This window comes from Agrobacterium radiobacter (assembly GCF_040801995.1).
Classification (GTDB): domain Bacteria; phylum Pseudomonadota; class Alphaproteobacteria; order Rhizobiales; family Rhizobiaceae; genus Agrobacterium; species Agrobacterium radiobacter.
Map to the genome: position 1 here is coordinate 1,066,760 of NZ_JBEGHX010000001.1, position 12,360 is coordinate 1,079,119.

Here is a 12,360-nt window from a genome sequence, read left to right on the forward strand (position 1 = left end):
TTGTTGTAAATCCTTCAGGAATCCGGCATTCAGAAGATGTTGATCCAAAAGCCGGGCGGTTGCTTGTACAATATGAGCGGCGAGTCCAACAGGAGATATTGCATGTTTGTCAGGACGCTTGGTTTCGTTGCCGCAACAGGGCTTATGACCGGCCTGTCAAGCGCTGCCAATGCCTTGCCCGTCACGGTTCCGGATCTCGTCGCCCACCGCGCCGTCTACGATCTCGAACTCAAGGATGCGTCGGATCGCTCCGGCATCGAGGGCATGACCGGCCGCATGGTCTATGAATTCACCGGCTCATCCTGTCAGGGTTACAAGACCGATTTCCGTTTCGTGACGCAGATCAACACCGGCGACGCCGTGCGCATGACCGACCAGCAGACCACGACTTTCGAAGACCTTGCCGCGAAGAAATTCACCTTCGAGACCAAATCCTACACCGACGACAAGCTGGACAAGGAAGTGCAGGGGGCGGCAACCGACAGCACCGAGGGCGTGAAGGTCGATCTGACCCGGCCGGATGCCCGCCAGATCAGTCTCGTCGCCAGCGAATTCCCGACACAGCACATGTTTCAGGTCATCGAACATGCGAAACAGGGAAAGCGCATTTTCGAATCCCGGATATTCGACGGTTCTGATGATGGCGATGAAAGCCTGATCACCTCCACGCTGGTCGGCAAGTCGCAAATGCCGAAGGATGGCGATGCCGACGCCGGCAAGGCGGGCGAATTCGCCAAGGCTGCCTTCTGGCCGGTAACGATCGCCTATTACAACGACAAGACCGGCACCGACGCCCTGCCGATCTACCGCATGTCGTTCAAGCTTTACGAAAACGGAATCACCCGCGATCTGACGATGGATTACGGCGATTTCGTTCTGACGGGAAAGCTTGCGAAGCTCGATATTCTCAAGCCCGAAACCTGCGAAAACAAGCCGGTTCGCTGAAACGCGGCTATTTTGCCGGTTTTTTCGCATAAATGCTTGCATTTTCACGCGGGCGACTGTATGCGGCTCACCATTCCACACGCGAAGCTTGGGATGTTCCGGGAGAAATCCGGTCCGTTCCGCCCGGTGGTGTCGATGAAAATCGGCGCTGTTCGCTTCGCGGGGGTTAAACCGGAAAAGGAGTAACAAGGCATGGCATTGCCCGATTTTTCTATGCGTCAGCTTCTGGAAGCTGGTGTTCACTTCGGCCACCAGACGCACCGCTGGAACCCGAAGATGAAGCCGTACATCTTCGGCGACCGTAACAACATCCACATCATCGACCTAGCTCAGACCGTTCCGATGCTGTCGCGCGCCCTTCAGGTCGTGTCCGACACCGTTGCCCGTGGTGGCCGCGTTCTGTTCGTCGGCACCAAGCGTCAGGCGTCCGAAATCATCGCCGACAGCGCAAAGCGTTCGGCCCAGTACTACGTCAACTCCCGCTGGCTCGGCGGCATGATGACCAACTGGAAGACCATTTCGAACTCGATCCAGCGTCTGCGCAAGGTTGACGAAATCCTGAACTCGGAAGGCTCCGGCTATTCCAAGAAGGAACGCCTGAACCTTGAGCGCGAGCGCGAAAAGCTTGAAAAGGCTCTCGGCGGTATCCGCGATATGGGCGGCGTTCCGGACCTGATGTTCATCATCGACACCAACAAGGAAAAGATCGCGATCGAAGAAGCCAAGCGTCTTGGCATTCCGGTCGTTGCGATCATCGACAGCAACTGTGACCCGGACCATATCGACTACCCGATCCCGGGTAACGACGATGCTTCGCGCGCCATCTCGCTCTACTGCGACCTGATTGCCCGCGCTGCCATCGACGGTATTGCCCGTCAGCAGGGTGCTTCCGGCCGCGACATCGGCGCTTCTGAAGAAGCCCCGATCGAGCCCGCTCTCGAAGACGAGGCTGGCGCCTGATTTAGGCCCTGTCTGGCGGCGATTTCTTAATCTCCGTCTCCTCGACCAGGATATGACAAGGCCGTCAAAGACCTTCAATGGGTTGACGGCCTTGTTCGTTTCAAGCGCTCCGCCACGTTTTTTGGAAACCGCTGGCGTCTGACGTGGTTGAAACGCAAGGCAGTCTTCATAACGCTGTCACACTTCGGCGGCACCCATCATTCCGATGTATGGAGACGCCGCAGCACTTGGGAATGCGCATGCCCCTTTCCTGAAATCCTCTTCGGTTTCAAAGGGTGTGCGGCCGGGTACAGTCATCACCCAGAACTTCGGCACGGCAAATTCCGCCGGCTGACCGATCGAACCGATAAGAGGCAAACAATGACCGAAATCACAGCCGCAATGGTGAAGGAACTGCGCGAGAAGTCTGGCGCAGGCATGATGGACTGCAAGAAGGCTCTTGCTGAGACCAATGGCGACATGGAAGCGGCGATCGACTGGCTGCGCGCCAAGGGCATCGCAAAGGCCGACAAGAAGTCCGGCCGCACGGCTGCCGAAGGTCTGGTCGGCGTTGCCACCATGGGTCACAAGGCTGTTGTTGTCGAGCTGAACTCCGAAACCGACTTCGTTGCCCGCAACGACGCGTTCCAGGACCTCATCCGCGGTATCGCCCAGGTTGCCCTCACCACCGACGGCACCGTTGACGCTGTTTCCGCTGCGACCTATCCGGCAACCGGCAAGTCCGTTTCCGACAGCATCAAGGACGCGATCGCGACGATCGGCGAAAACATGACGCTGCGCCGCTCGGCTGCACTCGAAGTGCCGCACGGTGTTGTTGCGACCTACATCCACAACGCTGCCGGCGACGGCATCGGCAAGCTCGGCGTTCTCGTTGCCCTGAAGTCGGACGGCGACAAGGCCGTTCTGAACTCGATCGGCCGCCAGGTTGCCATGCACATCGCTGCGACCAACCCGCTCGCCATCCGCGCTGAAGAAGTCGACGCTGCCGTGGCCGAGCGCGAGCGCAACGTCTTCATCGAACAGGCCCGCGAATCCGGCAAGCCGGAAGCCATCATCGAAAAGATGGTTGATGGCCGTATGCGCAAGTTCTTCGAAGAAGTCGCTCTTCTGTCGCAGGCGTTCGTCATCAACCCCGACATCACTGTCGGCGCTGCCGTCAAGGAAGCCGAAAAGGAAGCCGGCGCTTCCATCGAAGTGACGGGCATGGTTCGCCTGCTGCTCGGCGAAGGCGTCGAAAAGGAAGAAAGCGATTTCGCAGCAGAAGTCGCCGCAGTCGCCAAGGGCTGATTATATTTACCCAATCTTGGGAAAACGGGAGGGCATCGCGTGACAACGCGGTGCCCTTCGTGTATCCGCGTTTCGGTTACATTTCCGAGGAGTCATGATGTCTTCCAAGCCGATCTACAAACGTGTTCTTCTCAAGGCTTCCGGTGAAGCCCTTATGGGCGATCAGGGTTTCGGTATCGATGTGGCGGTGGCCGACCGTATCGCCTCCGATATCGCCGAGGCGAGGGCGATGGGCGTTGAAGTCGGCGTTGTCGTCGGCGGCGGTAATATTTTCCGCGGCGTGGCCGTGGCCTCCAAGGGGGGCGACCGCGTTACCGGCGACCATATGGGCATGCTGGCGACCGTCATCAACGCACTGGCGCTCGCCACGTCGCTGCGCAAGCTCAGCATCGACACCGTCGTTCTCTCGGCAATCGCGATGCCTGAAATCTGTGAGAGCTTCTCCCAGCGCGCCGCCCTTCACCATCTCGCACAGGGGCGTGTGGTGATTTTCGCCGGCGGTACGGGCAACCCGTTCTTCACCACCGATTCTGCTGCTGCGCTTCGCGCCGCGGAAATGGGCGCCGAGGCGATCTTCAAGGGTACCCAGGTGGATGGCATCTACTCTGCCGATCCGAAGAAGGATCCGACAGCTACCCGTTTCGACGAGTTGACCCATAGCGAAGTGCTTGGCAAGGGCCTGGCGGTCATGGATATCGCCGCTGTCGCGCTTGCCCGCGAAAACCATATTCCGATCATCGTCTTCTCGATCCACGAGAAGGGCGGTTTCGCGCAGATATTGACCGGCGGTGGCCGCAAGACCATCGTGCACGACAAGTAATCAAAAAAGACGCCGCCCCCTGGGCGAATTCCGGCTACAGCCGACAGAGACGGAGTATCAAGATGAGTGGTATTGACCTCAACGATATCAAGCGCCGCATGGATGGCGCCATCAACGCATTCAAGAGCGATATCGCATCGCTGCGTACCGGCCGGGCTTCGGCCAACATTCTCGATCCGGTCACCATTGAAGCTTACGGTTCGCGTGTGCCGCTCAACCAGGTCGCAAACATCACGGTTCCGGAGCCGCGCATGCTCGGCGTCAACATCTGGGACAAGTCGATGGTCAATGCCGTCGATCGCGCGATCCGCGAATCCAATCTCGGCCTCAACCCGATCGTCGATGGTCAGAACCTCAGAATTCCGCTGCCTGAACTGAACGAAGAGCGCCGCAAGTCGCTCGTCAAGGTCGCCCATGACTATGCCGAAAAGTCCAAGGTCGCGATTCGCCATGTGCGCCGCGACGGCATGGATGGTCTGAAAAAAGCCGAAAAGGATGGTGACATCGGTCAGGACGAAAGCCGTGGACAGTCGGAAAAGGTGCAGAAAATGACCGACGACACGATTTCGGAAATTGACCGCTTGCTTGCCGAGAAGGAAAAGGAAATCATGCAGGTCTGATATCGCTTGCGATAGACCTGTATTTTATTCGTTTTAATTCCGCGCTGCCCTGTTACTGGATCGATATGCCGACGACGACACGTTCCTCCATACCCGAGCACGTCGCCATCATCATGGATGGCAATGGACGCTGGGCAAAGCAGCGCGGTCTTCCGCGCGTGATGGGGCATCGCCGCGGGGTGGAGGCCGTACGCGAGACCGTGCGCGCGGCCGGTGATTGCGGAATACGCTATCTCACGCTGTTTGCCTTCTCGTCGGAAAACTGGCGCAGGCCCGAATCCGAGGTGAGTGACCTGATGGGGCTTTTGAAGGCTTTCATCCGGCGTGACCTTGCCGAACTGCATCGCGAAAATGTCCGCGTGCGGATCATCGGTGACCGGCAGGGGCTGAAGACCGACATACGCTCTCTCCTCGAAGAGGCGGAGCAGATGACGGCTGGCAATACCAAGCTGACGCTGGTGATCGCCTTCAACTATGGAAGCCGTGACGAGATTGCGCGCGCGACGGTGGCAATCGCCCGCGATGTCGCCGAAGGCCGGCTCGATGCCGCTTCGATCACGCCGGAGATGATTTCGGCCCGGCTTGACACGTCGGGCATGCCGGATCCGGATCTTATCATCCGCACCAGTGGCGAAGAGCGCCTGTCGAACTTCCTGCTCTGGCAGGCCGCTTATTCTGAGTTCCTCTTCGTTCCCGAATATTGGCCCGACTTCGACCGCCAGCGATTCTTCTCCGCAATCGAGCAATATGCAACGCGTGACCGCCGCTTTGGTGCACTCACCGAGCAGGTTGCCGTGGCAGGCGCCTGATGAGCCGTGAACTCAGACTGCGGATCGTCTCCGCAATCGTCATGGCAGCGGTCATTCTGGCCGCGACCTGGTATGGCGGCATTCTGTTCCGCATCGTCGCGGGTCTTCTGGCGATCCTCATCTATTATGAATGGTCGACGATTACCCGGCTGTCGGAGGCCAACCCGACCGGCAATGCCTGGGGCTGGTTCGCGGTCGCCGTTATCGCCGGCAACACGATTTTCGGCGAATCCTCGCTCGATCTGCCGCTTTTATCCGGCTTCACTCTGACCGCAGCCCTGTTTCCGGTTTTGCGCGGCAGGAACTGGTGGCTGGTGGGCGGCATTTTTTATGCGGGTCTGAGCGGCATATCGCTGGCGGCCATTCGCGGTGATGAGCTGACGGGCTTCGTGTCCATCCTTTTCATCTTCGCCGTTGTCTGGTCGACGGATATTCTCGCCTATTTCGTTGGACGCGCCATTGGTGGGCCGAAGCTTGCGCCTTCGATTTCGCCCGGCAAGACCTGGTCGGGTGCGATCGGCGGGGCAGCGGCAGCGGTGATTGGCGGCGGCGCAGTGTCCATGGCCTATCATGGTAGAATCAGCCTGCTGGTGCTGGGGCTCGCGTTCATCCTGTCAGTATTCAGCCAGATCGGTGATCTCTTTGAATCCTTCGTGAAACGACGTTTCCAGGTCAAGGATTCCAGCCATCTCATTCCGGGCCATGGCGGCTTCATGGACCGTGTTGACGGTCTTGTTTTCGCCTGCTTTACGGTATTCCTCATTGCTTTCGTGCATGCGGCGGCAACCGGCGACGTGCCCGGATCGGGCGGCGGTCTGTTGCCGGGTTTCTGAGCGGCGCGAAAGGTCACGACATAAAGGGCAGATTGTCATGAACACAGTAATGGCGGCGACCGGCTTTCTGACCGGCTATATCGTGCCCTTCATCCTAGTGCTGTCCCTGCTCGTTTTTGTCCATGAAATGGGCCACTATCTGGTCGGGCGCTGGTGCGGCATCCGTTCCACGGCATTTTCCATCGGCTTCGGCCCGGAGCTGATCGGTTTCACCGACAAGCGTGGTACGAGATGGAGAATTTCCGCGATCCCGCTCGGCGGCTACGTCAAGTTCTTCGGTGATGAGGATGCCGCCAGCAAGCCGGATAGTTCCGGCCTGTCGCATATGTCGCTGGAGGAGAGGGCGCAGACGCTTTCCGGCGCAAAGCTGTGGAAAAGAGCGGCCACGGTTGCTGCGGGCCCGATCGCAAATTTCATTCTCGCCATTCTCATCTTCGCGGTGCTTTTCGGCATTTATGGCCGGATGATCGCCGATCCAGTCGTGGCGGAAGTGCGCGAAAACAGCGCTGCCGCCGCAGCTGGCGTGCGGCCCGGCGACCGACTGGTCGCAATCGATGGCGAAAAGGTGATGACTTTCGAGGATGTCCGTCGTTACGTCGGCATCCGCCCGGGCACGCCGATCACCGTAACTGTCGAAAGGGCAGGCGAGGAGCTGAAGCTGCCGATGGTTCCGACGCGCACGGAAACCACTGACCAGTTCGGCAACAAGCTGGAAATGGGCATTATCGGCATCGTCACCGACCAGACCAGCGGCAATTTCCGCCACATCGAATATTCGCCGACCGAGGCGCTGGTTGAGGGCGTGCGCGAAACCGGCCACGTCATTACCGGCACCTTCAACTACATCGGCAACCTCGTGACCGGCCGCATGAATGCCGATCAGCTGGGCGGTCCGGTCCGTGTCGCGCAGGCGTCCGGCCAGATGGCGACGCTCGGCATTTCCGCCGTTATCCAGCTTGCCGCAGTCCTTTCCGTTTCGATCGGTCTGCTGAACCTGATGCCCGTCCCGGTTCTGGACGGCGGCCATCTGGTGTTTTACGCGATCGAGGCCATTCGCGGCAGGCCGCTCGGCGCGGGCGCGCAGGAAGTCGCGTTCCGTATCGGCATGATGATGATTTTGGGTCTTATGGTTTTTGCAACATGGAATGATATCAGCAGCTTGATCGGCTGAGGATTGTGTTTTAACGGTTTTGTTAGTTGTCTGTTTACCTTGTTTTTATGCCGAAGTGGCGAATGCGCCACTCTGGATCACGAAGTAAACAGAATTTAACGTTCTGACTTGCTTGTAGGGGAAAAGCAGGTAAAACGACGCACATGGCCGGAGTCGGGTTCCGCCCGCTGAGGGACAACGTAAAAAGGTAAGAATTGAAATGAAGGCTGGTTCAAGATTTTTGAACGCGGTGTCGGCGGTTGCGCTGTCTGCTGGTGTTTCTTCGGTTGCGGGCCTTGGCGTGCTTGCCTCTGCTGGTGTTGCGAATGCAGCCGTCATCAGCAAGATCGATGTTCGCGGGGCCGAGAGGTCCGGTGCGGACTCCGTGCGCTCCAACATCACCATTGCGCCGGGTAAGAACTTTTCCAATTCGGATATCGATGAATCGGTGAAGCGTCTTTACGCCACCGGTTACTTCTCGAATGTCTCCATGCGCGTTTCCGGCAGCACGCTGGTCGTCACTGTTAACGAGAACCAGCTGGTCAACCAGGTGGTCTTCAACGGTAACCGCAAGATCAAGGACGACAAGCTCGCTGGCGTCGTACAGACACAGGCGCTTGGCCCCTTCAATCAGGCTATCGTGACGGCGGATATCGCCCGCATCAAGGAAGCCTATGCCGCGATCGGCCGTAGTGACGTCGAAATCACCACGCAGACCGTTTCCGTCGGTCAGGGCCGTGTGAACATTGCTTTCGTCATCAATGAAGGCGAGCGCACGAAGATCGGCCGTATCGATTTCGTCGGCAACAATGCCTACAGCGATGGTCGTCTGGCCGCTGTCATCAATACCAAGAAGTCCAACATGCTGTCGTTCCTGACGCGTAAGGACGTTTATAACGAGGACAAGCTGCGCGCCGACGAAGAGGCGCTGCGCCAGTTCTATTACAACCGCGGTTACGCCGACTTCCGGGTCGTGTCCTCCGAGGCGGTGCTGGACGAGTCCAAGAACGAATACACCGTCTCCATCACGGTCGATGAAGGTCAGCGTTATAACTTCGGCAACGTCGCGGTCGAATCGACCGTTCCGGGCGTCGATGGTTCCGAACTTCAGGGCCTCGTGGAAACCCGTCAGGGTGGCAGCTACAGCGCCAAGGAAGTTCAGCAGAGCATGGAAGCGATTTCCAAGCGCGTGGCCGGCGAAGGTTATCCCTTTGCCCGCGTAACGCCGCGCGGCGACCGTGACATGGCTGGCAACACCATCGGCGTAACCTATATCGTCGATCAGGGCGAGCGCGCCTATGTCGAGCGCATCGAAATCCGTGGCAACACCCGTACGCGTGACTACGTCATTCGTCGCGAGTTCGATATCTCCGAAGGCGACGCGTTCAACCAGACGGTCATCACGGCTGCAAAGCGCCGTCTCGAGGCGCTCGGCTATTTCTCGAAGGTCAATATCTCGACCGCCGGCGGCAGCGCGCCTGACCGCGTCGTGATTGTTGTCGATGTGGAAGACCAGTCGACGGGTTCGTTCGGTATCGGTGCGGGTTACTCGCAGAACGACGGCGTTCTCCTCGAAGCCTCCATCGAAGAAAAGAACTTCCTCGGTCGTGGACAGTACATTCGTCTCGCCGCTGGTGCGGGTGAAGACGATGCACGTAGCTACACGCTGTCCTTCACCGAGCCTTATTTCCTCGGCTACCGTCTTGCCGCAGGTTTCGACCTGTTCAAGAGCCAGAGCCGCAGCGAAGATTATTACGACTACGACGAGCAGGGTTTCGCGCTGCGTGTAACCGCGCCGATCACCGAAGATCTCTCGACGACGTTCAAGTACACCTACAAGCAGCTCAACTATGATGGCGAAGGCGACTGGGAAGCCGGCAGCAACCTTGCAGCGCCTTATAAAGACCTGATCCGTGGCGGTGACTGGACGCAGTCCATCATTTCGAACACGCTGAACTACAATACGCTCGACGACCGCAACATGCCGCGTGAAGGCTGGCAGGCTGCTCTGACGAACGAATTTGCAGGCCTCGGCGGCGATTCCGAATATTACAAGATCTACGCCAAGGCTCGTTTCTTCTATACGCTGTCTGACGAATACGATGTCATCGGCTCGCTCACGGGTCAGGCCGGTCACGTAGTGCCGACGGGCGACAATCTGCTGGTCTTCGATCAGTTCAAGTTCGGCGGCCGTCAGGTTCGCGGCTTCAAGAACGACGGTATCGGTCCGCGTATCGGCTCCGACTCCATCGGCGGCACGACCTATTTCGCCGCGTCTGCTGAAGTCACGGCTCCGATGCCTGGCGTTCCGGAAGATTTCGGTCTGCGCCTCGCTGGTTTCGTCGATGCCGGCACGCTCTATGGCAACAAGGTTGCCAACAGCGCAGGTGTGAAGGACGACAACTCCATCCGTGCGTCCGCTGGTATCGGCGTGATGTGGGCGTCGCCCTTTGGTCCGATCCGCGTCGACTACGCGGTACCGATCGCCAAGGAAGACTACGACGAGGAACAGCGTTTCCGGTTTGGCATGTCCAACACTTTCTGATATCGGCAGTCCAGAACTGCAACTTTGAACGTTCTGGAGTTTCCGGCTGATGGAATACAATGCCTTTTTTCCGCCCCACGAGGGACTGCGATTGAAAGATATCGCAGATCATTTTGGGGCGGAACTGTCTGACGATGCGGCGGGAGAACGGATTATCAGGTCCGTTTCGCCGGTCTATAGGGCAAAGCCCGATCAGCTCTGCTATATTCTTTCGCGCAAGAGCCGCGATGAGCTGCAGACCTGCGAAGCTGGCGCCGTCATTTGTGATGCAGCGCTTGTAGACATGCTTCCGTCTCACACCCCCGCGCTGATATCGAAAAACCCCCACACCCTTTTTGCGCAGGTCGGTGCATTGTTGCATCCTTCCGCCATGCGACCCGGTCCGATCGCGCGGATGGAATCCGAAATTTCCCATGCTGCCCATGTCGATCCATCCGCGAAACTGGAAGCGGGCGTCATTGTCGAGGCGCTTGCCGTGATCGGAGCCGGCGCCCATATTGGCGCTGGCACGCGGATTGGCCCCGGCGTCATCATCGGGCAGGATGTGCAGATAGGGCGTGATTGCACCATTGCGGGCGGCGCAAGCGTTCTTGCCGCGCTCATCGGTAATAATGTGATTATCCACAACGGCGCGCGCATCGGTCAGGACGGTTTCGGTTATGCCCCCGGTCCACGCGGCATGCTGAAGATCGTGCAGATCGGTCGTGTCATCATTCAGGACAATGTCGAGATTGGCGCCAACACCACGATCGATCGCGGCACCATGGATGACACGGTCATTGGCGAAGGCACCAAGATCGACAATCAGGTCCAGATTGGCCACAACGTTCGTATCGGCCGCCATTGCGGCATCGTCAGCAAGGTTGGCATTGCGGGCAGCACCCGCATCGGCGACGGTGTGATGATTGGCGGCGCGGCCGGCATCAATGGCCATATCAACATTGGCGACGGCGTGCAGATTGCGGCGATGAGCGGTGTTGTAGCGGACGTACCGGCAGGCGCCCGTTATGGCGGAACGCCTGCGCGTCCAATGAAATATTTCCTGCGCGACATGGCCGAAATTCTGGCACGCGCTGAAGGGCGTGATAAAAAAACAGGAGAGAAAAACAATGACTGAAGAAACGAAGACGACGCTCGGCGCGGCTGACATTCTGGAAGTCATGAAGCTTCTGCCGCATCGTTACCCATTCCTGCTGATCGACAAGATCATCGAGATCGATGGTAACAACTCGGCGATCGGCATCAAGAACGTCACGGTCAACGAACCGCATTTCACCGGCCATTTCCCGGATCGCCCGATCATGCCGGGCGTTCTGATCGTCGAAGCCATGGCGCAGACGGCAGGCGCGATCTGCGCCCGTAGCCAGGGTGAGGGCGGTTACCTCGTCTATTTCATGACCATCGACAATGCGCGCTTCCGTAGACCCGTCGTTCCCGGTGATCGTCTGGAAATCCACGTGGTCAAGCAGCGCCAGCGCGGCAATGTTTTTAAATTCCATTGCGAGGCGAAGGTGGACGGCGCGCTGGTGGCGGAAGCCGATGTCGGCGCCATGATGATCCCCGAGGACCAGCAATGAGCACGATTGCCGCCTCGGCCAGAATTCACCCGACGGCCGTCATCGAAGACGGCGCGGTGATCGGTGAAAACGTCGTCATCGGCGCGCTGAGCTATGTCGGCGCGAAAGTCACGCTGCATGACGGTGTCTGGCTGCATAATCACGCCGTTGTTTCCGGCCGGACCGTCATCGGCCGCGATTCGGTCGTCCATCCCATGGCGGTCATCGGCGGCACACCGCAGGCGGTTCGCCATGACGGTTCGGAAACGACGCTTGAGATCGGTGAGCGCTGCGTCATGCGTGAAGGCGTAACGATGAACGCCGGCAGTTCCGATGGCAGCGGCAAGACCATTATCGGTGATGACAATCTCTTCCTCGCCAATTCGCATGTGGCGCATGATTGCCGCCTCGGCAGCCACATCATCCTGTCCAACAATGTGATGCTGGCGGGCCATGTTACCATCGAGGACCGCGCTATTCTGGGCGGTGGCTGCGCCGTGCACCAGTTCACCCGTATCGGCCGCCAGGCTTTCATCGGCGGGCTGTCGGCGGTCAATTACGACGTCATTCCCTATGGCATGCTGAATGGCAATCCCGGCATTCTAGGCGGGCTGAACGTTGTCGGCATGACACGTGCAGGCATTGAGCGTGCGGATATCCACAAGGTCAGACGCGTCTACAAGGCGATTTTCGAGGCCGAAGGCACGATCCGCGGCAATGCCGCAGCCCTCGACCGCAACGACTATCTGGACTGCCCGCAGGCGCTTGAAATCCTCGATTTCATCGGCGCGGATAGCGACCGCGCGATCTCTTCGCCCAACCGGGGCAAGTGAGC

General features: G+C 58.8%; 13 protein-coding genes. All 13 read left to right on the forward strand.

Going from position 1 to position 12,360, the window contains the following annotated elements; translation table 11 throughout:
- The first annotated feature begins 102 nt into the window (after positions 1 to 102).
- The 13 genes from MRBLRC7O_RS05405 (at position 103) to lpxA (ending at position 12,358) form a co-directional block, all read left to right on the forward strand.
- Complete coding sequence (locus MRBLRC7O_RS05405) at positions 103 to 945, forward strand: cell envelope integrity EipB family protein (protein ID WP_003502556.1); 843 nt, start codon at positions 103 to 105, stop codon at positions 943 to 945.
- A 60-nt stretch (positions 946 to 1,005) separates the two neighbouring features.
- On the forward strand, positions 1,006 to 1,131 hold the full coding sequence (locus MRBLRC7O_RS05410; RefSeq protein WP_003512833.1) for a hypothetical protein: 126 nt from the start codon (positions 1,006 to 1,008) through the stop codon (positions 1,129 to 1,131).
- 6 nt (positions 1,132 to 1,137) lie between these two features.
- Positions 1,138 to 1,905, forward strand: a complete 768-nt coding sequence (rpsB, locus tag MRBLRC7O_RS05415) for a 30S ribosomal protein S2 (RefSeq protein WP_003502558.1) — start codon at positions 1,138 to 1,140, stop codon at positions 1,903 to 1,905.
- A 360-nt stretch (positions 1,906 to 2,265) separates the two neighbouring features.
- On the forward strand, positions 2,266 to 3,192 hold the full coding sequence (gene tsf, locus MRBLRC7O_RS05420; protein ID WP_003502560.1) for a translation elongation factor Ts: 927 nt from the start codon (positions 2,266 to 2,268) through the stop codon (positions 3,190 to 3,192).
- 97 nt (positions 3,193 to 3,289) lie between these two features.
- On the forward strand, positions 3,290 to 4,012 hold the full coding sequence (pyrH, locus tag MRBLRC7O_RS05425) for a UMP kinase (RefSeq protein WP_003502561.1): 723 nt from the start codon (positions 3,290 to 3,292) through the stop codon (positions 4,010 to 4,012).
- 62 nt (positions 4,013 to 4,074) lie between these two features.
- Positions 4,075 to 4,632 carry a ribosome recycling factor gene (gene frr, locus MRBLRC7O_RS05430; RefSeq protein WP_003502562.1) on the forward strand — a complete coding sequence of 186 codons (558 nt, stop codon included), beginning with the start codon at positions 4,075 to 4,077 and terminating at the stop codon, positions 4,630 to 4,632.
- A gap of 65 nt (positions 4,633 to 4,697) precedes the next feature.
- The gene (locus MRBLRC7O_RS05435) at positions 4,698 to 5,441 is read left to right on the forward strand and encodes an isoprenyl transferase (RefSeq protein ID WP_003502563.1); all 744 of its coding nucleotides are present in this window, start codon (positions 4,698 to 4,700) and stop codon (positions 5,439 to 5,441) included.
- Complete coding sequence (locus MRBLRC7O_RS05440; protein WP_080866113.1) at positions 5,441 to 6,274, forward strand: phosphatidate cytidylyltransferase; 834 nt, start codon at positions 5,441 to 5,443, stop codon at positions 6,272 to 6,274. Before MRBLRC7O_RS05435 ends, MRBLRC7O_RS05440 begins: the two co-directional genes overlap by 1 nt.
- A gap of 49 nt (positions 6,275 to 6,323) precedes the next feature.
- Complete coding sequence (gene rseP, locus MRBLRC7O_RS05445) at positions 6,324 to 7,445, forward strand: RIP metalloprotease RseP (RefSeq protein WP_161974162.1); 1,122 nt, start codon at positions 6,324 to 6,326, stop codon at positions 7,443 to 7,445.
- A 199-nt stretch (positions 7,446 to 7,644) separates the two neighbouring features.
- Positions 7,645 to 9,969 (forward strand): outer membrane protein assembly factor BamA, encoded by a 2,325-nt coding sequence (gene bamA, locus MRBLRC7O_RS05450; RefSeq protein ID WP_367727371.1) that lies wholly within the window; start codon positions 7,645 to 7,647, stop codon positions 9,967 to 9,969.
- Between the two features lie 49 nt (positions 9,970 to 10,018).
- Positions 10,019 to 11,086 carry a UDP-3-O-(3-hydroxymyristoyl)glucosamine N-acyltransferase gene (gene lpxD, locus MRBLRC7O_RS05455; protein ID WP_060726172.1) on the forward strand — a complete coding sequence of 356 codons (1,068 nt, stop codon included), beginning with the start codon at positions 10,019 to 10,021 and terminating at the stop codon, positions 11,084 to 11,086.
- Positions 11,079 to 11,546: a 3-hydroxyacyl-ACP dehydratase FabZ gene (gene fabZ, locus MRBLRC7O_RS05460; protein WP_003502572.1), complete on the forward strand. Its 468-nt coding sequence runs from the start codon at positions 11,079 to 11,081 to the stop codon at positions 11,544 to 11,546. Before lpxD ends, fabZ begins: the two co-directional genes overlap by 8 nt.
- Complete coding sequence (gene lpxA / locus MRBLRC7O_RS05465; RefSeq protein ID WP_080866115.1) at positions 11,543 to 12,358, forward strand: acyl-ACP--UDP-N-acetylglucosamine O-acyltransferase; 816 nt, start codon at positions 11,543 to 11,545, stop codon at positions 12,356 to 12,358. Before fabZ ends, lpxA begins: the two co-directional genes overlap by 4 nt.
- Positions 12,359 to 12,360 lie beyond the last annotated feature (2 nt).